19 protein-coding genes are annotated in these 23,021 nt (G+C 34.6%); 2 read left to right on the forward strand and 17 right to left on the reverse strand.

Annotated features, from left to right (window positions below; translation table 11 throughout):
• Positions 1–112: 112 nt before the first annotated feature.
• From ACZLXV_RS01865 to ACZLXV_RS01875, 3 genes are read right to left on the reverse strand one after another with little or no spacing between them, the layout of a single operon-like run.
• Positions 113–1,966, reverse strand: a complete 1,854-nt coding sequence (locus tag ACZLXV_RS01865) for an ABC transporter ATP-binding protein (protein ID WP_022223859.1) — start codon at positions 1,964–1,966, stop codon at positions 113–115.
• Positions 1,959–4,280 carry an ABC transporter ATP-binding protein gene (locus tag ACZLXV_RS01870; RefSeq protein WP_482382321.1) on the reverse strand — a complete coding sequence of 774 codons (2,322 nt, stop codon included), beginning with the start codon at positions 4,278–4,280 and terminating at the stop codon, positions 1,959–1,961. Before ACZLXV_RS01870 ends, ACZLXV_RS01865 begins: the two co-directional genes overlap by 8 nt.
• 23 nt (positions 4,281–4,303) lie before the next feature.
• Complete coding sequence (locus ACZLXV_RS01875; RefSeq protein ID WP_482382322.1) at positions 4,304–4,759, reverse strand: MarR family winged helix-turn-helix transcriptional regulator; 456 nt, start codon at positions 4,757–4,759, stop codon at positions 4,304–4,306.
• A 237-nt stretch (positions 4,760–4,996) separates the two neighbouring features.
• Between ACZLXV_RS01875 and ACZLXV_RS01880 the strand changes: the two genes are divergently transcribed.
• Entirely contained in the window at positions 4,997–7,639 is a 2,643-nt protein-coding gene (locus ACZLXV_RS01880) for a hybrid sensor histidine kinase/response regulator (RefSeq protein ID WP_482382323.1), read from the forward strand.
• A 132-nt stretch (positions 7,640–7,771) separates the two neighbouring features.
• On the opposite strand, the gene ACZLXV_RS01885 is transcribed toward ACZLXV_RS01880, so the two are convergent.
• From ACZLXV_RS01885 to ACZLXV_RS01895, 3 genes are all read right to left on the reverse strand, one after another.
• Entirely contained in the window at positions 7,772–8,518 is a 747-nt protein-coding gene (locus ACZLXV_RS01885) for an RDD family protein (RefSeq protein ID WP_482382324.1), read from the reverse strand.
• Complete coding sequence (gene sppA, locus ACZLXV_RS01890) at positions 8,508–9,527, reverse strand: signal peptide peptidase SppA (RefSeq protein ID WP_022223854.1); 1,020 nt, start codon at positions 9,525–9,527, stop codon at positions 8,508–8,510. Before sppA ends, ACZLXV_RS01885 begins: the two co-directional genes overlap by 11 nt.
• Before the next feature lie 134 nt (positions 9,528–9,661).
• Positions 9,662–12,124 carry a glycogen/starch/alpha-glucan phosphorylase gene (locus ACZLXV_RS01895; RefSeq protein WP_022223853.1) on the reverse strand — a complete coding sequence of 821 codons (2,463 nt, stop codon included), beginning with the start codon at positions 12,122–12,124 and terminating at the stop codon, positions 9,662–9,664.
• A 247-nt stretch (positions 12,125–12,371) separates the two neighbouring features.
• Here ACZLXV_RS01895 and ACZLXV_RS01900 point away from each other — a divergent pair, with 247 nt between their 5' ends.
• Positions 12,372–12,809, forward strand: coding sequence for a protease complex subunit PrcB family protein (locus ACZLXV_RS01900; RefSeq protein ID WP_482382325.1), 438 nt, complete (start codon positions 12,372–12,374; stop codon positions 12,807–12,809).
• A 96-nt stretch (positions 12,810–12,905) separates the two neighbouring features.
• Here ACZLXV_RS01900 and ACZLXV_RS01905 read toward each other — a convergent pair whose 3' ends face one another.
• The 11 genes from ACZLXV_RS01905 to ACZLXV_RS01955 all read right to left on the reverse strand — a co-directional run bounded on the left by ACZLXV_RS01905 (position 12,906) and on the right by ACZLXV_RS01955 (position 22,856).
• Positions 12,906–14,153 (reverse strand): DUF6382 domain-containing protein, encoded by a 1,248-nt coding sequence (locus ACZLXV_RS01905; RefSeq protein ID WP_482382326.1) that lies wholly within the window; start codon positions 14,151–14,153, stop codon positions 12,906–12,908.
• 34 nt (positions 14,154–14,187) lie between these two features.
• The gene (locus ACZLXV_RS01910; protein ID WP_482382327.1) at positions 14,188–14,730 is read right to left on the reverse strand and encodes a TadE family protein; all 543 of its coding nucleotides are present in this window, start codon (positions 14,728–14,730) and stop codon (positions 14,188–14,190) included.
• 38 nt (positions 14,731–14,768) lie between these two features.
• Complete coding sequence (locus ACZLXV_RS01915) at positions 14,769–15,194, reverse strand: prepilin peptidase (RefSeq protein ID WP_482382328.1); 426 nt, start codon at positions 15,192–15,194, stop codon at positions 14,769–14,771.
• A 9-nt stretch (positions 15,195–15,203) separates the two neighbouring features.
• The gene (locus ACZLXV_RS01920; RefSeq protein ID WP_482382329.1) at positions 15,204–15,920 is read right to left on the reverse strand and encodes a hypothetical protein; all 717 of its coding nucleotides are present in this window, start codon (positions 15,918–15,920) and stop codon (positions 15,204–15,206) included.
• Positions 15,910–17,622 (reverse strand): DUF5702 domain-containing protein, encoded by a 1,713-nt coding sequence (locus ACZLXV_RS01925; RefSeq protein ID WP_482382330.1) that lies wholly within the window; start codon positions 17,620–17,622, stop codon positions 15,910–15,912. The genes ACZLXV_RS01920 and ACZLXV_RS01925 overlap by 11 nt, the downstream gene beginning before the upstream one ends.
• Complete coding sequence (locus ACZLXV_RS01930) at positions 17,609–17,815, reverse strand: Flp1 family type IVb pilin (protein WP_022223845.1); 207 nt, start codon at positions 17,813–17,815, stop codon at positions 17,609–17,611. The genes ACZLXV_RS01925 and ACZLXV_RS01930 overlap by 14 nt, the downstream gene beginning before the upstream one ends.
• A 96-nt stretch (positions 17,816–17,911) precedes the next feature.
• Entirely contained in the window at positions 17,912–19,369 is a 1,458-nt protein-coding gene (locus tag ACZLXV_RS01935; protein WP_482382331.1) for an immunoglobulin-like domain-containing protein, read from the reverse strand.
• Between the two features lie 34 nt (positions 19,370–19,403).
• Positions 19,404–20,195, reverse strand: coding sequence for a type II secretion system F family protein (locus tag ACZLXV_RS01940; protein WP_482382332.1), 792 nt, complete (start codon positions 20,193–20,195; stop codon positions 19,404–19,406).
• Positions 20,132–21,358 (reverse strand): TadA family conjugal transfer-associated ATPase, encoded by a 1,227-nt coding sequence (locus tag ACZLXV_RS01945; RefSeq protein ID WP_482382333.1) that lies wholly within the window; start codon positions 21,356–21,358, stop codon positions 20,132–20,134. The genes ACZLXV_RS01940 and ACZLXV_RS01945 overlap by 64 nt, the downstream gene beginning before the upstream one ends.
• Before the next feature lie 11 nt (positions 21,359–21,369).
• A complete protein-coding gene (locus ACZLXV_RS01950; protein WP_482382334.1) occupies positions 21,370–22,338 on the reverse strand; it encodes a hypothetical protein in 969 nt (322 codons plus the stop codon).
• An 11-nt stretch (positions 22,339–22,349) separates the two neighbouring features.
• Positions 22,350–22,856 (reverse strand): prepilin peptidase, encoded by a 507-nt coding sequence (locus ACZLXV_RS01955; RefSeq protein ID WP_022223840.1) that lies wholly within the window; start codon positions 22,854–22,856, stop codon positions 22,350–22,352.
• Positions 22,857–23,021 lie beyond the last annotated feature (165 nt).

Genomic DNA, 23,021 nt, shown 5'->3' on the forward strand with positions numbered 1-23,021 from the left:
AATCTGCTATTATTCTTAACAGATTTATTTTTTTTATTCAAAATTGTTATTTAAAAATAATTACCACTTTGATATTAGAAAATAATTGCCGTTTAACTAAATAACTTGTTTCCTACGCCACAACATCTTCAAACTGTGAATTATAAAGATTTGCATAAAAGCCGTTTGCTGCAAGAAGTTCATCATGATTTCCCTGCTCTATTATATCCCCGTCTTTCATAACAAGTATCAGGTCAGCATCACGGATTGTTGAAAGTCTGTGTGCTATTACAAAACTTGTGCGTCCTTTCATAAGATTATCCATTGCTTTCTGTATCTCTATCTCAGTTCTGGTGTCAACCGAAGATGTTGCTTCATCAAGAATAAGTATCTTATTGTCCGCAAGAATTGCCCTCGCTATCGTAATAAGCTGCTTTTGTCCCTGTGATACATTGCTTGCATCCTCATTAAGTTCCATCTGGTATCCACCCGGAAGTGTCTGTATAAAGTGGTGCGCCCGCGCCGCTTTTGCCGCTGCTATTACTTCCCCGTCTGTCGCATCAAGTCTTCCGTAACGTATATTTTCCATTATCGTGCCCTTAAAAAGCCATGTATCCTGAAGCACCATTCCAAATGCGTCGCGGAGTTCACGTCTGTTAAAATCTTTTATATTGCTGCCGTTTAATTTTATCGCACCGCTGTTTACATCATAGAAACGCATAAGCAGTTTTACCATAGTTGTTTTTCCGGCACCTGTAGGTCCCACTATCGCAATCTTTTGTCCCGGTTTTACCTTTGCACTGAAATCATTAATGATAATCTGCTCCGGATTGTAACCGAAATGAACATGTTCAAATGATACCTCGCCCGTTACCTTTGAAATATCTGCAGGATTTTCTACTATCTGTTCCTCCTCGTTTTCGTCAAGAAATTCAAAAACTCTCTCCGATGCCGCAGACATTGACTGAACCATGTTTATTACCTGTGCTATCTGCTGTATCGGCTGTGTAAAGTTCTTTACATACTGGATAAATGCCTGTATGTCACCTATCGTAATTACATTTTTTATTGCGAGCATACCGCCGGCAAGTGCTACCGATGCATAACCTAAGTTTCCGACAAACATAATTATAGGTTGCATCATTCCTGAAAGAAACTGCGATTTCCATGCTGAGTCATACAAAATTTTATTTGTTTTTTCAAATTCTTCAATAGTATCTTTCTCTCGATTAAACGCTTTTATTACAAGATGACCACCGTAAACTTCCTCGACCTGCCCGTTTATATGACCGAGATATTCCTGCTGTGCACGGAAAAATTTCTGTGACTTCTTTGTCACAAGGCTTATGAGCGCAAGTGATATAGGAAGTATTACAAGTGCAATAAGCGTCATAAGCGGTGAAATGCTAAGCATCATTATAAGCACACCTACAAGTGTTGCAACAGATGTAATTATTGTTGTGATACTCTGGTTAAGCCCCTGTCCAAGCGTATCCACATCGTTTGTAATGCGTGATAAAACCTCACCGTAAGTACGACTTTCAAAGTATTTCATCGGCATTCTGTTTATCTTCTCAGATATTTCCTGACGCAGTTTATAACACACCTTCTGCGTTATGCCTGTCATTATCCATCCCTGAATAAAACTAAACAATGCACTGCAAAGATAAAGTCCGAGTACAACAAGAAGTATTCTTCCTATTTTTCCAAAATCAATACTTCCTGTTCCGCTTATTTTTGCCATAAGACCTTCTGATAAAGCCGTTGTTGCTTTTCCCAAAATTTTAGGCCCTGCCACCGTAAATACAGTTGAACATGCCGCACAAAACATTACGACAAATATTCCCACCTTATATTTTGCGATATATTTTACAAGTGTTTTTAATGACTTTTTGAGGTTCTTAGGCTTTTCGCCCGGCTGCATACCTCTGCCCATAGGACCTCTCCTGCGTGGCTGTGGCTTTTTAAACTGTTCCTCATTACTCATTGTCTGACACCTCACTTTCATCCATGCCAAGCTCTTTGGCTGACAACTGGGATTTTGCGATTTCACGGTAAACTTCACAATCTTTGAGAAGCTGTTCATGCGTACCTTTTCCGACTACTTTTCCATCATCAAGAACAAGTATCTGCTCTGCGTGTAATATTGTGCTAATTCTCTGTGCAACGATAATAACCGTGCTGTCCTTTACATTTTCAGACAATGCTTTTCTAAGTGCCGCATCTGTCTTTAAATCAAGTGCTGAAAAGCTGTCATCAAATATAAATATCTTTGGTTTTTTGGCTATTGCCCTCGCTATCGCAAGACGCTGTTTCTGGCCTCCTGAGACATTGCTTCCGCCCTGCGATATTGAACTTTCGTATTTATCATCTTTTGCTTCGATAAACTCCGTTGCCTGTGCTATCTCTGCAGCCTTTTTTATTTCCTCATTGGTTGCATTATCATTTCCAAAACGGAGATTTGAAGCTATCGTTCCCGAGAAAAGAACTCCCTTCTGAGGTACAAAACCAATTTCCTCCCTGAGGTCTGACATTGAAATATTTCTTATATCTTTTCCGTCAAGCAATATCTTTCCATCCGTGACATCATATAATCTCGGAATAAGATTTACCAATGTTGATTTGCCGCATCCCGTACTGCCTATGATAGCTGTTGTCTCCCCCGGCTTTGCCACAAAATCAATATCGTGGAGTACATCTTCCTCTGCTCCCGGATATTTGAAATTTACATGTTCAAATGATATTACACCGTCATGGCTTGTAAGTTTCTCCGGTTTGTCAATATTTTTAATAGAAGATTCCGTGCGGACAACCTCATCGATACGCTCTGCTGCAACAGCCGCACGAGGAAGCATTATCGACATCATCGTAAGCATCAAAAATGACATGACAATCATCATTGCATATGTTATAAATGCAGTCATAGCACCGACCTGCATATTTCCGCCGTCAATCTTGTTAGCTCCAAACCACACAATACCGACCGTAAGAACATTCATTATCATCATCATACCCGGCATCATAAATGTCATAACCCTGTTTGTAAAAAGCATTGTCCTTGTGAGGTCTTTATTTGCTTCGTCAAATCTCTCTTCTTCCTTTTTCTCCCTGCCAAATGCACGGATAACCGAAAGCCCGGTAAGAATTTCTCTTGAAACAAGATTGATATTGTCGACCAGCTTCTGCATAAGTTTGAACTTAGGCATAGCAGCTGACATAAGTATCATGACATATCCGAGTATCACAACTACCGCAAGCACTATTATCCATCCCATGCCTGCTCCCGTCTGCATAACCTTTAATACACCGCCAATTCCAAGAATAGGAGCATAGGCAACCATTCTTAGAAGCATTACCGAAACCATCTGTATCTGCTGGATGTCATTTGTACTTCTCGTAATAAGTGATGCCGTTGAAAATTTATCCATCTCGGCATTTGAAAATCCGACAACATTTTTAAATACCTTTTCCCTGAGCGTCATACCTATTCCGGCTCCGACTCTCGATGCAAAGAAGCCGACAAGCACAGTCACAACACCCATAAGAAGTGCCATTCCAAGCATTTTTAATCCCGCAAACAAAAGATATGATTTCTGTACATAGTCTATGTCGATTCCTGCCGCCTTGTCACAGGAAACTGCATAAGCAGCACCCATCGATTTAACAAGTGAACTTCCCATCGCATCTATGGTATTACTCATTTTATCACGCATAGACAAAATGCTCTTTTTATCCATCTTTCCGCTTTCAAGCATTCCTGCAAAGAACGGTCTTGCGTCAACACATTCAACCTTAACTTTATTTCCGTCATTATCTTCCTTTTCCTGCTTGAAGCTCTTAAGTTTAACGCCAAGTGTCTCACCAAGCTGCTCTACGCTCATATTTTCAAGTTCAGACTCCTTCTTTCCCATCTGACTTGCAATAGTCTTTTTAAAACTGCTGACCTCCAATGTACTCATCTGATAATTCATGATAAGCGGCAGAGTAAGTTTTTCGTCAGCCTCATCAAGTTCCTTTTCAGACTTATCTTTTAGTTTATAAAACTCTCCGTCTGCCTCATACAGACATTTCCACACATCTGTTTCATCATCCGTCATAATAAACTGTGCCGTCTCAAACTCACTCTTTGTAAGCTTTTCGGGAACAATATGTTCAACACCGCTGTTCTGAATACCCACATCGATAATATCTGATGTATAAGAAGGAAGCGACAGGTCACACCATGCCTGTACAAACAGCAGAGCAATAATGATAATAACCGCTTTCCAGTAAGGAATCATATTTTTAAATATTTTACCCATTTTTTCTGTCCTTTCTTAACTTTCTATTTCTTAACCTTTCTGACTTCAATCTCTTTCTTTGCAATATCATATATATTATTAAGATACGATATAAGCATTGAAAGTTCTTCCTCATCAAATTTTGACAGGACAGCCTCTCCGTAGTCTCTCATTATCTCTCTGACTTCCTGTGCAACTTCTCTTCCTCTGTCCGTTATCTCAACATAAGTATTTCGCCTGTCATTTTTATTTACCGTTCTCTCAACATAACCTTTTTCTTCAAGCCGTTTAAGTGTTCTGGATATTGCTGACGGAAGTACCCTTGTTTTCTTAGCAAGTTCAGAAATCGTTATCTTTCCATCCTCGCCCTTATCCATAATATTCCGCATAGTCCAAAAATCCGCACCGCTTATGTCCGGCATAATATCTCCAAGTCTTAATTTGTGGAACTGATGCATAGCCTTAAACAATTCTTCAAACTTATCATTAATAATAATCACCTTCTTTGAACATTATAATGTTGGGTCAAAAGGTATTTTGACTCCTGTAACATATTCTATATTGCATAACACATCAAACATTTAACAATGTTATGTATTGCGTATGTGAAATAATAACACTATCAAATAAAAATGTCAACAAATTTGTTTCATTGACTTTGCTCTATTTAATGTTACAATTAAATTAATACTTTTTGACCGGCACTAAACTTAAAGGAGATGAAGGAGAATAACCATATGAGCACTTACCCAGAGAAAAAATATATTTCTGCCGATGACACTACTTTTCAGGATATTTATGATTCAATAATCAATGAACTGATTAACTTAGAAAATCTGACACCTGATAAGAGCAGATTAGCTATTTTAGAATCCATCCTCAAACAACTTTGTAAATGTATTGGCAGTGACACTGCTTTTATATTTGAATTGCTTAACCAAAACATTTATGAACTCAAACTAAGCTATTCAGTAAATAATAATGATTCACTTAAAGCGCATCCCATTATGTTTCCGGCGGAAGAAATACCTGATTGGCACAATAAACTTTCTAACCGTGAAATAATCATAGAAGACAATATTGGAGAAATTGATGTCACACAATTAACAAATGAAAATAAAAAACTTCTCAGTTTTGGTGTAAATTCCGTTATTGCATTTCCAATTTCATATGCCGGAAAACAGCTCGGATATATAAGACTTGATTCCCCTTCTTTTCCTGTTATTCCTGCTCATTTAAGGTTAATGAAAACAATAGGTATTCACCTTGGAAGTATATGGCAGAATATTGACAAAGATTTTCTCCTTATGCAGAATAAGAGCCTTATAAATAAAAATAAATTTGAGCTTGAAAAAGAACAGCAGTTCCTCGATGTGCTTTGCCGTGACTATACTTCAGTATATTATGTAGACCTCGAAAAAAACACACTTGAACCCTTTAAACTGGACAGGGTTGCCAATGCGGCTAACTTTATCTCTGCTGAAAATCCGGGACCATTCAATTATACGGAAATGATAGAAACTTATTCCAGAAAATATGTTGCTCCTGAAAGTGTTACATTTTTTCAAAATACAATGAGTATTGTTAATCTGAAAAACGAGTTAAAATACAAAGAACGCATCGTGTTCAGATATCGTAGTGTTCCTAATCTTTTAAGACAACAATACTTTGAAACCATTGTCGTAAGAATTTCAACAACATCCTTAAATTACCAATTATTATTAGGCTTCAGACACATTGACAACATAGTTGCACTTGAACAAAAAAGACAGTTTGAACTTGAACAGGCACTTACAGAAGCTACCTTGAAAAATGAAGTCATATCTGCTTTAAGCCAAATATACAATGCAATATTTCTGATTAACCTGGAAAAAGACAGCTTCAAAGAAATCTCCGGCAAAGGCAGTACACACCGTCTTGCCGGCAAAAGCGGATGTGCATCTTTAGAAATGAATAGATTATGTGATGAATTTATTGTTTCTGAATATAAAGATAAATTACGCCAGTTTTTTGACATTTCAACATTACAGAAGCGTTTAAAAAATGAAGAGACAATTGCTACTGAATATCTGACAAATGATAACAACTGGCATACGGCGAGATTTATAGTAAGACGCCGAAATGAGTCAAATACAATTACAGATGTCTTATATGTAACACAGATAATAAGTGCAAGCAAACGCCGTGAACAAAGCTGGATAGCAATTGCCGAGGAAGCTAACAAAGCAAATGTTGCCAAGACAGAATTTATATCGCAAATAGCACATGATATACGAACTCCTATGAACGCAATAATGGGATTTACCGATATAGTTTCACAGCATATAGATGAGCCTGACAAAATAAAATACGGACTCGAAAAAATAAAGCTGTCAGGCAACTTTTTGCTAGAGCTTGTCAATGAAGTTCTCGACATTTCAAAAATAGAAAATGGTCAGATGAAAATCAATCCTAAGGAAATAAATATATGTGAACTTTTTGACGAATTTCCGCCATCTCTCGAACAAATACAACTCGGCAAAAACTTAGATATCAACTGTATAAAACATGATATTATATATCCTGAAATATTTGCTGACCCACTGCGTATAAGACAAATATATACAAATATTTTATCCAATGCCATAAAATATACACCCGACGGCGGAAGTGTCACATTTGAAATGTACCAGCAGAAAATTCCTAGCAGCAAAAATATATTTCTTATTGCCAAAATCAGTGATACAGGCATAGGAATGTCCGAAGAATACATAGAAAATATGTACTCAAAATTTACAAGAGAAACTGATTCGAGGATAAATAAAGTTCCGGGTTACGGACTTGGTTTGTCCATTGTCAAATATCTTACCGATATAATGAATGGCCATATTGATGTTGACAGTAAACTTGGCAAAGGCACAACCTTTACCATCACTTTAGAAATTCCATACCTGAAAAAACGCTCAAGAACCTCTCCTGGGACATTGACACTTGACGATTATTCCAAAATATGCTCGGGAATGCATCTTCTTGTCGCTGAAGATAATGAATTAAATTATGAAGTAATATCAGAACTTTTAAAAATGCATAACATAACATGTGAACATGCCGCTGACGGTTCTATATGTGTTGAAATGTTAAAATCTTCCAAACAGCATAATTATGACGCAATACTTATGGACATGCAGATGCCTGTTATGAACGGACTTTACGCAACAACCGCTATCAGAAATCTTGAAATTCCTGAAGCACACAGCATTCCAATAATTGCAATGACCGCAAACGCTTTTAAGGAGGATATAGAAAAATGTCTCAATGCCGGCATGAATAAATATCTTTCAAAGCCCGTAGATATATTCAGCCTTTTAAAAGTTTTATCTGAATATAGAAATAATAACTAATTTATTATTTATTCGAGTATAGATATAATAACTATTTTATTATTTTATCTCAATATAAATATAATAATAAAAAACACTTTCCTATATCTTCATATCATATATCAATATAGGGAAGTGTTTATTATTTTTGTTTTAATAAAGGCTTTTATTTATCTCTGTATTTTCATTTTCACTGTCAGTTTTTTCAAAATATCCGTCAGGCATATGATTTAACTGTTCAGTTCCTGTTTGAGATTTTGTTGCATCATATGAACTCGGTTGCATATTTGATGCATTATATGAATTTGGCTGTGTTTTCTCTGCATTGTAAGGATTTGACTGTGCTTCTGCTGAATTATACGGATTTTGATGTTGTGTTGAAATATTCTGACTTTCACTGCCAACCATATTTTTATAGTGAACATCCGCATGTGTATAAACTTTTTTCTCATGATAATATACAACATTTGTATCACTTAATATATCGTGCAATCCTCTTTTTTGCTTGTCAACAGCTATCATTATATATCCTATTGAAAGAATAAGTGCAGATAAAAATCTTCCCACAGTCTCTCTAAATGCCACTTCAAAAAATGTCATTTTTCTTTCCTCTGTGCTCACCACTCTTATTTGAAAAATCTTCTTTCCGAGTGTTGAACCAGTGAAATATGTCAATAAAATAAAATACGCCGCCTGCATCAGATAAAATAATATATCTTTTATAGAATATTGAAAAATAAAATCTCTTACAAAAAAATTGTTCGGACTTGTAACTGTCGTAACCCAAACAGGTATCCTGATTACAAGCATTGCACACCAAACTATTATAATATCTGTTAAATATGCCGCAAGACGAACGAAGAATCCTGCATATATGCGGTTATCCGATCTATTTTGCATAATATTTAAGCACCCCATTTCCATTGTTTTGAACAATATCCTCTGCAAGATCTATGTCTGACTTGGGAACAATGTCTTTTACTGCACCAAACAAACTGCTGAATATTCCTGATAATGAATCATTTTCAGGGGTATAGTATGTTATATCACTTGAAAATCCTGCTTCTTTTGCAAAAGCTTTCTTCTCATCTTCCAAAGAACCTACTTCATCAATAAGATTTATTTCTTTTGCCTGTTTTGCTGAGTAAATACGTCCATCAGCAATCTTTTTAACTTCACTTGTGTCCATCTTTCTGCCTTCGGCTACAATGTCTACGAACTGGTCATATGCCTCATCCACAAGTGACTGTAAAATATCCTGCTGTTCTTTAGTAAGGTCAAGACCAGCTGAACCCATAGCCTTATTCTTACCACTTGTTATGTCTATTTCCTTTATACCAAGTTTGTCATAAAGTTTCTTGCAGTTTGTAAGTGAAACTATTACACCAATAGAACCCGTCCAGCAATTTCTGTTTGCATAAATCTTATCAGCAGCCATTGAAATATAATATCCTCCCGAACATGCCTGAGATGCAAAATATGCCCATATTGGTCTCTTTGTCTTTTCCTTATATTCCATTAGTTTAAGATATAACTCATCGCTCTCATAAACAGCCCCTCCCGGACTGTCAACAAAAAGAAGTATACCTTTATTCTTGTCAGACTCTTCCATTTTTTCAATATACTTTAAATATAAATCATGATTGTAGGTATTATCTGATGTAAGACTACTTGAAGAAGAGGCTCCGATTTGTCCCTCAATATTTATTACCCCAACAAAGTCCTTTTCAGGCAAATCAATATTTGAACCTGTTTCCGAAGAAAGTATTTCTTTTACTATACTACTTGTGTCCGCTTTATTTTTCTGTATAAGTTTTGAACTTATCACATTTGACGCAACACCTGTGATTCCAACTGCTATTATAACACCCCCTGTAACCACTATGCTGATAATCTGTTTTGTTTTCATAGAATTTTCCTTTCCCTACTATATTATTACTTGCAACATGGTTAATTTTACCACAATAAAACTTTTCGGTCAAAAAATCCCCCGTTTGCTGCTCTCGCAGCTAAAACGGGGGAATAAATGAGAAATAATTCTAATTAGTCTGCATCTGTAACTTCAACCTTAACTTTATTAAGATGCCAAATTTCCTTTGCATACTCCTCAATAGTTCTGTCAGATGAGAATTTACCGCTCTTTGCTGTATTTAACATAGCTGAGCGAGCCCATTTCTTTTCATCTTTATATGCAGCTTCAACCTTTTCCTGAGCTTCAGCATACATTCTGAAATCTTTGAGTATAAAATACATATCAGGTCTGCCGCCCTGTCCGTCAAGGAGAGAATTATAAATGTCTCTAAACTCCTCAAAATTGCCCTGAGAATATGTTCCGTCTACAAGCTGTGTAAGTACGGCACGTATATCTGCATCTGAATTATAAATATCTCTTGGGTTATACTGACCATTATGCTCATATGCAATTACTTCGTCTGATGAAAGGCCAAAGATAAATGCATTTTCTTTTCCAACTTCATCAACTATCTCAACATTTGCACCATCCATAGTCCCAAGTGTAAGTGCACCGTTCAACATAAACTTCATGTTTCCTGTTCCTGATGCCTCTTTACTTGCTGTTGAAATCTGCTCTGAAACATCTGCTGCCGCAAAAATTATCTCAGCATTTGAAACTCTGTAGTTCTCAATAAATACAACCTTAATCTTTCCATTGATAGATGCATCATTATTGATAACATCGCCAACACTGTTGATAAGTTTGATAATTGATTTTGCTCTCTGATATCCGGCAGATGCCTTTGCACCGAATATAAATGTTCTTGGATAAAAATCCATGCCCGGATTCTGCCTTAATTTATTGTAAAGATACATTACATGAAGAATATTTAAGAGCTGACGCTTATACTCATGTAATCGCTTTACCTGTACATCAAAGATAGAACGAGGGTCTACTTCAATTCCATTGTGCTCTTTGATATATTTGGCAAGACGCACCTTATTCTTATACTTAATGTTCATAAATTCTTTCTGACTGCGCTCATCATCAACATAAACAGAAAGTTCATCAAGATGTTTAAGGTTTGTAATCCAGTCATCACCTATTTTATCTGTAATCCACTGTGCAAGCAATGGATTTCCGTGAAGTAAAAATCTTCTCTGTGTGATACCGTTTGTCTTATTGTTAAACTTCTCAGGCATCATCTCATAAAAATCTTTAAGTTCCTGATGCTTCAAAATTTCTGTGTGAAGTTTTGCAACACCATTTACCGAAAAGCTTGCTGCTATGGCAAGATGTGCCATCTTAACCTGACCATCATAAATGATAGCCATCTTTTCTACCTTGCTGTTATCGTCAGGATATGCAGCCTGAATCTGAAGCACAAATCTTCTGTTAATTTCCTCAATAATCTGATAAATTCTAGGCAGAAGTCTTGAGAAAAGCTCTAAAGGCCATTTTTCAAGTGCCTCTGACATAATTGTATGATTTGTATAAGCACATGATTTTGTAGTAATATCCCATGCCTCATCCCATGAAAGATTGTACTCATCCATAAGAATACGCATAAGTTCTGCAACTGTAACTGTAGGATGTGTATCGTTTAACTGGAATACAACTTTCTCATGAATTTTATGAATATCATCATGTTTTTCCATGTATTTTTTAACTGCACGCTGAATACTTGCAGATACAAAGAAATACTGCTGTTTTAATCTGAGCTCTTTACCTGCCATATGATTATCATTTGGATAAAGCACCTCACAGATAGTTCTTGCAAGATTCTCCTGCTCTACTGCTTTCTGATAATCACCCTTGTCAAATGAATCAAGGTTAAATGTATCAATAGGTTCTGCATCCCAAATTCTGAGAGTATTTACCACGTTGTTGTTGTAACCTACAATCGGAAGGTCATAAGGTACTGCTCTTACCGACTGATAATTTTCCTGAACAAACTTATCTCGTCCACACTCATCTTTTCGTATAGTAACATAACCGCCAAACTTAACCTCAACGGCATATTCAGGTCTCTTGATTTCAAACGGATTTCCATATTTGAGCCAGTCATCAGGTCTCTCAATCTGATAACCGTTTTCAATAACCTGTTTAAACATTCCGTATTTATAACGAATACCGCATCCGTATGCCGGATATCCTAATGTTGACAATGAATCAAGGAAACATGCTGCAAGTCTTCCAAGTCCTCCATTTCCGAGTGCTGCATCCGGTTCCTGATCCTCTATAACATCAAGATTCATTCCTAATTCTTCAATAGCTTCTTTGATTGCCTGATTTCCTTTTAAGTTAATGATAATATTTCCAAGTGCTCTTCCCGTAAGGAACTCCATAGACAGATAGTAAACTGTCTTTACATCCTGTTCCTCGTAAGTTCTATGTGTAGCCATCCACTGATCCACAATAAAATCTTTAACGGCATATGCCACTGCCTGAAATTTCTGCTGCTCGTCAGCCTCACTGATAGACTTTCTGAATAAAACTTTTAAATAATCCTCAACTTCTTTTTTAAACTCTACCTTGTTCAATTCCTTCATACTTTTTATTATCCTCCTGATATTACAACCGACTCTGTCTTACATTTACCATTATAAACCACAAACCCTCAAAAATCAACGAAACTCCTTGCTACGCACCTTTTTTATTTACTCCATATTTTATTAAAATATTCATTTTTTTATCATGGCTTCTCTTCAAAAAAATTGCCGAAACACCTTAAAACTATGCATATATCCAATATTTTATTCATAATTATTTATTGATAAATAAAGGTGAGGTAATCTTATGTTTAATCGAAAAAAAACCTCATTTCACCAAATTCAAATATTAATCTGCACCCTTATAATAATGCTGTTTTCTTTATTTTGCTTAAATGGCTGTGCTGCAGATAACGATTACCCCAAAACCAAAGATATTGATTATACTGTGGTAACAGGAAATGAAATTCCAAAAGAACTGCGGAAAATGATAAAAGAACGCAAAGACTCTGCTTTTGAACTAAGTTTTTCCTGTGAAGGTGAATTATATATAGTTAAAGGCTATGGAAAACAGCTCTCTCCAGAGTTTAGCATAACAGTCAATGAACTTTATCTCTCTGACAACTATATAGTATTTGACACAGAATTATATGGTCCAAAAAATGAAACAAAATCAAAAACCAAAAGTTATCCATATATTGTTGTAAAAACAGAATACATCAATAAATCAATTGTTTTTAAATAACTTATCTATTTTAAATTTTTTCATTTTAAATACTCTTTTAGTTTTGAATAGCACTTCCGTTTTAAATTACTTTTCAGATTTAATGATTTTTCAATTTCAAACAACAACAAAACATATATCCGCAAATGTAATTTCATCCTGAACCCTGCATCTTGTTTTTACATTTGCGGCAATTCTTTCTCCATTAACTAAAGTCCCATTGCATGACCCTTTGTCCGTAACATATAAAAAATTCTCATCCGCTTCAAGTACGGCATGCTTTCTGCTTATATAATTTTGTGGAAACACAATATCATTATCACGACTGCGCCCAATATGAACTATACTTCCCATGTCTCCGCTAAAAGACAGATTCTTTTTTATATTTATTATTTCCGGCACAAACTCTTTAAAAAAATTATTTTTTCTATTTTCTCTCACAAGTAAAAAACATTCACTCTTGTCATAATCACCCGCATTATCCTTTTCTTTACTCTTAGAAAAGACATTAACACCGTCATTTTCATCCGCAAAAATATTAGATTTCTTTCTTTGTGATGTCTTATCCGAAAATTGTGATACTTCATCCGAATACCATAATGCCTCATCCGGATACCGTGACATTCCATCCAGATAGCATGATGTATCATCCGGATACCGTGACGTCTCATCCGGATACCGTGATGTATCATTCTGATACCGTGACATCTCATCTGAATACCGTGATGTATCATTCTGATACCATGACGTCTCATCTGAATACCGTGATGTATCATTCTGATACCATGACGTCTCATCTGAATATTGTGAAACATCATCCGGATATTGTCTTTCCTTCAAAAATTCCTCAATATCAACCATATTAAAGTTGTCTGTTGAGACAATATCATATATACCATACATAAATTCTACACACTTTTTATCACAATGGTCTGTTATTTTCATAAAGTCTTCGGTCAATTCCTTAATCTGTTTTCTAAACGAACAATTTAACCCGGGTAAAACGCAAAATTTAAGATTTTTATATTTACGATTTCCAAATATCAAATCCTTATTTAGCAAAACCGAATCCGCAGATATAAGATACTTCTGACAGCTTTTCAATATTTCCGCAATAGCTGTATATATTTCTTTCAAAATATCATATGTCATCTTCCCCTCTTTCATTATATCTGAAACTGCCATTTTATCAGTTGTATCATAATAAATATATGTTCTGTTGTCCTCATACCTGAAATCACACGCAAGCAATCCACAAATATTATTGTTTTGAAGCATCTTTGCTTCAACCGACTCCTCACTGGCACAATCAATTTCAAATACAATATAAACTCCCGAAATTCCATCTTTTTTCTTATATTCCATTTAGCCCCCCTTTTTTGCTTATATCTTTTGTGCATTATACATTTTTTCTATATCTCACCATTGTCTCAGGCTTAACCATCAAATATTTTGTTTTGATACAAATTTTCTTTGTCTTTCTCATAAAATAACCTATAACTGGAATATCCATTTTAGAAACTGCTTTAACTTCCGTTTTTATATATGTTTTTCCAACATTGCATTTTAATTTTGTCACCCTAAATATTCTTAAATTTCTTGAAACAGACTCTTTAGTCATGATTTTTTCACTTAAAAATTTTTTTGAATTATTTTTACTCAAATTTTTATCATTTGATATTTTTTTATCCGATGCTTTTTTATCCATTGCTTTTTCATGTGACGTTTTTTCATATGATGTTTTTTCGTTCGATATCTTTTTATAATTTCCATCGTTCTCATCTATACATATCACGTTGTACCTTATATTTTCATGTAATATAACCTTATCATGCAATACAAACAACATATATATCATTGAAAAAATCATTCCAAGTATTATCGGAACAACAAATGCTGCTTCAACTGTATAATTTGCAGAAATCTCGTATCTTTTATGCATTCCAAAACCCCTTTTTTATTTTCAAGTTTATTTTAAATTCAAGCCATATTTTCAAACAAACTAAATAAATACGCAGCCAGCACAAACGGAACAAGAGGCATCTCATAGTCCTTCTTTTTTCTCTTAACAATAACAAAAAATAAAGCCACAAAAAAAGCAAATGCAATGGATAAGAAAAGCACAAAAATCCCTTTTTGAACACCAATAAAACATATTATAATTGAATAAAGACATACATCTCCCATTCCTACAGCTCCCCTACTTAAAATCGAAATGCATGCCAGCAGAATGCCAATACCGATGCCTGCCACAAAACTTTCAATATTATAATTTTTTTCAAAATAGCAGCAAACTGCAAGAATTAACGAAAACGCCAATAGTACCCTTATATCAACTGTTTTTCTTAAAATATCAGTTATTGTACATATCCCGATGCATAAAAATAATATAATACTTACAAACATATAACCTTATCACCCCCTCCCTTTACATTTGCTGCATTCAGGCATACCGCCTATTTCCGATATTTTTACTTTTCTTACATATCTTTTTATTCCATGACATTTTTTAGTACAATGATACCTGTCTCCATAAGTTGTTATATAAACGTAAGTATTTAAACCATCCTCTGTTCTGTAACAAAATTCGCATTTTTTATACTTTCCTCCGGATGAATTTCTTTTTTTATCAATAATTTTTACTGAAACTCTCTGAATGCTTGGGTTCAAATATGTGCAGTCAGAATATTCATGATAAACACTTCCGCTTTCTGTAATATAAACGGTTCTCTCTGACTCTTCTGCATCAGAACACATACTTTTTCCCTTATAATCACTCAAAACAATTCTTTGATAAATCCTATGGTTAGTAAACCTGCCTGACAAAACAGGATTTTTCATCTTGTATCTCATGAAACATATTTTATATCCTTCATTTTCAGACCACATTATAATGTGACTGTCACCAAATATACTTTTCAATGTATCTGTTTTTGTCCCATATACAGAATAATCCGCTGCGGCATCTGCAAGTTGAATATGATTTTTATTCACTTCAAACAAGACATTAAATTCATAAAAAAACGAGAATACCATAATAAAAAATAACGGTACACTTAACGAAGCTTCAACTGTAACAGATGCTTTTAAATCCCACTTTTTCTGCTTGTTATATCCGGTCTTATCTCTCATATCCGTAACTTGTAATCACCAGCCTTTCAAACTTTGTGAATTTCAAATTTTTTCCGTAAATTTTCCACATATAAGGAAATATAAACTTCATTTCATATGCTATTTCAAAATCTGCTGCCACAATACAATCATAAATACGAAAACTTTTGTTATATCTTTTTCTCAAATCAAACTGAATAATATCAAACATTCTTGTTCTAATCTTTTGTGTTGACACCAATGCTGCAAAACAAAATAAGTATTCTTTGTAGTCAATATACTTTGATGCAAGCTTTCCATCGCTTTTTTCATATTGTTTTGCTTTACTTTGTAATAATTCTCCTGTAGCCAGACATATTTCCTCATATGTTATCTTTATATCAGTCATTTTTTTCAAAACGGGAATCTGCCTGCCGTCAAGGAGTGCCGCAACATCTATACATGACTCTTCAAATGCCATTATTGCAAGTATTACATACTGAACACCTTTTATAAGCGGTTCAATTCCTGTAACTCCGGCTATTGCAGTCGCTGTCGCCAGTGCCTTAGCACTGGCCGTCTTGTCATTCAATATTGCCGTAAGATTTGTTGCCATTCTCGTAGCAATTATTCTGCTCACAACCCATGCAAGATTATCTTTTTCCTTTTCGTTTCCGCATATGAGATACTCCATTCCGTATTCCACTGTCTTGTTTCTGTTATTTACATATGAAGAAAAAACCTTATCAGCATAAATAATATATTTCATTCTATCTTTATTCTCATTTTTTTCTTCTGTATATGTTTCGTTTTCACCGGCACTTAAAAACAAGTTCTTCAGATAATCCCCGGCACTCTCATACTTAGTTTTTGAATTATCTTTTTCACTCTCTGTTTTTCCTCCCTCTGCTGTTTCACTTCCGGCATCACTTCCATTGTTTTCCTCTTCTTCTGATAAAATAGCCTTTTCTATATTTTTTTCCGAAAGTTTATTTACATCACAAACCAACGAAAGATAGCCATCCTCAACAAGTTCTTTAAAAACTTCCAACGGATTTTCTACATCTTCATCTGTTGTTGTATTCCCACTCTCATTTGCATCTTCTTTTTTTACATCAGTCCTACCGATATTTTTATCCTGATTTTTGTCTCCAATTAAATTTTTATCGTTGTCTTCCTCAACGCCTCCTCCCTCATAATTTTCTTTATATTTTCCTGTCTCGTAGCTGCTGCCATCATCAAGTTTTTCATATAAATCGGCTTTACTCCCTTGAGAAACATTTGAATAATTACCTTTAAGTTTATCTGCAGTATCTTCTATTGCACAACTTGCAATATACTGTTTTATCTGTCTGCATAAATTTTCACCATCAGCCAATCCCTCATAGCTATTTTCAAAAACATTAAGCTTTTTTATCTTATAAATATCTGTATAAGAACTTTTTGAACTTTTAGGCTTAACTGCTAAATTATTTAGTAATATTTTTCTAAAATCATCCTGCATTTCAATTGATGATATTCCGTTATATCCGCCATACCCAAAAAGACCGTATTCTTTAAACAACTCCATGTTATAGTCTCCAAACAGTGTTTTTTCTGCCGCTGTTGACGCATTCTTTATATAACCTTTTGACGCTGTTATCCTTGTGCTTTCAAAAAAAATAAGAACCATCCCAAATATGAGTATGAATATAAATGTCATAAATACAGTTATACTCCCCTTGACTTCCTTATTCTCCATCATCAATTTCAATTTCCTCATTTATTGTGTCTGAATCCCCATTTATATTTTTAAATGCACTACTTACAATGTCCGTTATCTGCTTTCTAAATATAACTATCAGCATTATAAGCACAACTAAAATAAGTATAATTTCAACAATTCCAATTCCATCTTCTTCACATATTAAATCTCTCATGTCTTTTCTGTTTATCATATTTTTTATCCTATTACTGTCCGCACAACTCAAGCAAAAACAGACAGACAGTAACTTTCCCCTTTCTAATTTTTTAACAATACAACACTACTCACTTTACATCCCTGCAAAAGCTGCATACAATATAATGGCAAAAATAATTGTCATCATAAGCACCATTGGCACTAATAGTTTTGTACTCGCTTCTTCTCCAAGAATTTTTGCATTCTCTTTTCTTTCATTAAAAATATCAGCGGATTCATACTCGAGAATATTTATTAGATTAGCGGTTCCCTTTTTTAAATTTTGTACAAGAAGTGTTGAAAATTTCATATAGGTTAATATACCTATTCTTCTTCCAAACATTTCGTATGCCTTTTCTTCACTAATTCCATTATCCATCTGATTTTTAGTCAGAAGCATTTCCTCTGTAAGATAATCAACCTTATCATTTTTAGTTTTTCTTGTCTCAGCTACACGAATCCATGCATTTTTCACAGGTAGACCGGCATTTATAAGCAATACAAATTTTTCAACCATTTCAGGATATGCTAGTTTCAACTGTTTTTCCCGTTCAGTCACTTTATTCTTTGCAGCATATTCTGCCATAATCGGTACAACAACAAACATGAGCATTGCAATACCTGCCGTCTGACATAATCCTTTATATCTGTCAACACTGTAGCTTACATTTTTCCCTCTGACCTTATCAGGAAGTTTTATATACTTGAAACTCTTTGTATCTTCTACTGACTTTTCAAACAATTTTCTCCATTCGTCCCAGATATTCTCTTCCTCTGTCTTTTTGACCGGACAGACCGTAATATTAAACTTTAATTTTTCCTTATATTGCTCATACTTTAAAACAGCCGTAAGTTCCACATTTTCTGGTTCCGTAATCTTTCCGCACTCAACTTTTCCATCAGCCGCAACAACATTTTCATTACTTGAAGTCCATGAAATATTAAACATACTTCCATTTACATGTCTTACTAAAGAAAGATTTTTTGTCACCTTATCGGGCGATTTATTATTTCCAAGATAATGACTGTAAATATATTTTTTCACCTTTTCTGCATTATGTAAAATTTCTTTTTCATTATATTTTCTTTCGGGTACTATAATATCGGTATCCTTTTTTTTACCACCTATTTCTGTTTGTACGCTTATCTCTTTTTGTTCTCCACCTATGTCATTTTTTTCAATATAATATTCAGAAACTATATATTGATTGCTTTGGCATGATATAACTGAAAATAAAACAATTAGATTAAATAGCAGATATGTACATAAAAATAACGAAATATGTTTAATAAAAAACTCTTTTGTTATGTCATCTTCACTCTTTCCGACATATAATTTTTTATACCTGTCTAAAGTTTCCTCTTTCAGTTTAAATTTAACTTTTTTTCCTAAGATGCAGTATATTTTATATGCCGCAGGTACAACAAAACTTAATTTTAAATTTACTTCAACAACTTTTTTCCTTTTATTTTTTATCCACTCATACGTCAAAAATGATAAATACACAGACATTAAAACCATACAAACAGATAAAATCAAGATATCCTGCAAATTCCACATCACCTCCATTTTTAATGCCATTCCATTATATTTTTATATCTGATATTTTCTCACTTAACATACAGCCAAACATATAAATTCCAAATAAACCTGTCATAAAAATATGACCGCTTACAGTATAGAGACAATCCAGAAATCCCGGCGAGGTAAGCCAGAAATATACAATTATCAGCAATGGTATTATATTCATTATCCTGCTCTCCATTTTTTTAGCTGCTATCATTGTTTTTATTTCTCTTTTAACCTCTATTTTTTCACTTATTTTATCAGCGGTTGACTTTACTATCTCCACCATATTTCCACCTGTTCTTTTTGCAATTCCAAATATATCCGAAAAACAACTGATGTCCTCAATGTCACTGCTTATTGCAAATTTCCAAAGTGCCTTTTCTATCGGTATTCCATTTTCCAATTCCGTAATTATCTTTTCTGTCTCAATCAATATCGCTGATTTTTCACCAAATAACATATCTAAATCTTTTTCTGATTCCCGTATTGAATTTTCAATAGAATATCCTGCTGACAGTGCAGCCGATATACTTAACATCAATTCTTTAAATTCGAGATTCAATTTCCATTTGCGTAATTCCTCCTGTCTTTTTGTCTCCTTTTTCACATTTAATACTCCATAGACCATGGCTATAACAAAACAGATAATAAATGATTTATAAAATAACAATGAAATCAAAAACATCTTTCCATATCCACAAAAAAAGTATTTTATTAACGCACGCTTTTTTGAGTTGTTGCTATCTAATACTCTATTCCTGCTCTTTGAAGCTTTTCTGTGTGAATAATCTGTTTTTCTGTCCTGCATAGTTTTCCAATCACCCTCCCATCCGCATCTTCTCCTTCCTCAACAAACTCAAATAATGTCCCGAGTTTTATATTGTCCCCATCCATTCCAATAACCTCAGCTATTTCAAGAACTTTTCTTGTTTTATCCCTAAGCCTGCCAAGATGAATTATTATGTCAACAGCAGCCGCTATTTGGTTTCGTATTGCTAAAATGGGTATATCCATCCCCGACAAAACAAGTGTCTCAAGTCTTGAAAGCATATCCTTTGAACTGTTTGCATGTCCGGTACAAAAACTTCCATCATGCCCGGTATTCATGGCATTTAACAGTTCACATGCCGCCGCATCTCTTACTTCCCCTAATACTATTCGGTCAGGTCGCATGCGTAATGACGATTTTAACAAATCCCTTATCGTCACTGCATTTTTGCCTTCAATATTTGCATTTCTAACCTCCAGTCTTACAAGATTTGGTATATTTCTTATCTGAAGTTCTGCTGCATCCTCGATTGTAATTATCCTCTCGTCCTGCGGTATATAATCAGATAGTGCATTTAAAAACGTAGTCTTTCCACTTCCTGTTCCCCCACTTATAAAAATGTTGTATCCCGCTTTTACAATCTTCTCCAAAAATTGAGCAGCTTCCTCTGACAGCGAACCTATTTGTACAAGTTTTTTTATTGTCATAGGTTTTTCCGGAAATTTTCTAATTGTAACAACCGGCCCCTCAAGACTCACAGGCGGAAGAACAACATTAACTCTTGACCCGTCAGTAAGCCTGAAATCTACAATTGGACTTGTTTCATTTACAACTCTGTTGACTTTTGAAACAATCTGTTGTATAACATCCTCCAGCTTATGTACATCCATAAACCTTTCCGGATATTTTTCAATCTTTCCACTGTTCTCGACAAATATATTATCAGGACCATTTACCATAATCTCAGTAATATCAGGGTTGTCTATAAGTTCCTGAAGTACATCCATTCCACGCATGGAATTGTATACACTTTTTGTAATACTTTCCTTTTCAGACTGTGCTATATATACCTCATGGCTCTTTTTCAAAACTTTTTCCTCAATAAGTTCATATAGTTCCTCATCACTATACTCCCCGCCGTCTACTGTTCTCTCAACAATCTCACGATAAATGTCATCTTTTATTTTATTTATGTTTTTCATACCCCTCTGTATCAACACGCATTTCTATCTTCTCCAAAAAATACTACATTATCAAAACTCCCTGACAAACCGTCTCTTTTAAGCATTTTTTCAAATGCATTTTGTTTTTCAAACTCCATTCTGTTTTGTGCTGCCTTAAAATAAAGTTTGTCACACCTTTGCATAAGTTCCATAAAAGCTTCGCTCAGATAGCCTATTATAAAAATGACAGCTTCATACTCCATCTGTTCAGATACAACTTTTATAAATTCACCAATTCCCTCTTTGTCAAGAAACTGGAGGTCTCTGTAATCTTCAACCGGATAAATACAATCCACTTCGCCTTTTCTGCAAATAATAGATTGAAGTTTTAAAGCAAGTTTATTTCCACTTTTTTTCAGATAATATATAACCTCCGACATTCCCCTGACATACGGCATCTCATCATTTGACACACCACTCTTTTTCTTATTTTCATTCTCCGGCCATGATGCCCCATCAAGTCCGTTTAATTGTTCCAGACACACAAGCAGTGTTTTCCTCATTTTCCCCATTTGCAATGCAAGTTCAACACCATAATCAAGTACAATATTCCCGCCACTCGCAGAATAGACACCTATCAATTCGGTATTATTTTTTATAACAAATGTATTATTGATATTTACCTTGTCATCATCAGCTATATCAGAAAGAACTTCTTTTATTATTTCTTCAACGGATTGGTATTTAAATATAACAGAATATTTTTCGTTTTCCATTACATAATTACCCTCTGACAAAACAATAATTTTCCCCACATTTTTTTCGTTTTCCACATCATTCACAGATTTTCTGTCTGTCAATAAAACATCTATCTTTGTCTTTTTGACAAATTCTGAAATTTTATCACACATTGTAAATATCCTGAAATCTACACAGTTATTCTTATTATGACAAAAGTATTCAGCAAATCTCTCTGCATATGATGTTTTTTCATACAGACCAATAACAACTTTTTCCACACTTTCCCTCCTCACATTTTATATACAATCAACATACAAAAATAAGAAATTGCCGCAAACGGTGCAATATGGATGCTCTCTGTTCCTTTTGATTCATCTGCAATAAAATATTTTTCGCCACCGCCTGCGCCATATAACAGATAATTTTTCAATTCCAAAAATCTGCCGAGCAAAATCGGATTTTTCAAAACACGATAAAATGCTAATATACCTGCAAGAATAATAGTCAGAGCAGCTGACTTCAGACCAAAAACAACACCGTAAAAGCATGTAATCATACAAAACAGTTTTATATCCCCGGCTCCGATTCCACGCAGTTTAAAAACAGGCAAAAATATTAAACACACTATTAACATATCGTTTACTCCACGAAGCGCATATGTAAATCCGCCAAGATATACCCTATATGTAAGCGCTGCAAGTATTGCCGGAAACACAATATAATTACTTATCCTGCTTCTCCTCAAATCGTCAGCCGCAGCCATTAAAAGCATACTGCACACAAATATTTCTCTCATGTTCTTCACCTCCTTCTTTTGCGTGGTGCCACTTTATCACCATGCCATTTTGCTGTCAACACCACTGTTTTTTGTCTACTTTTGACAATAATCTGCAACTATTTTTATGAGTTATTAACCACTAGCTGATAAACTTATTTGTAACTTTTTCACAGCAGACAAATA

The organism is Butyribacter sp. (assembly GCF_056818865.1).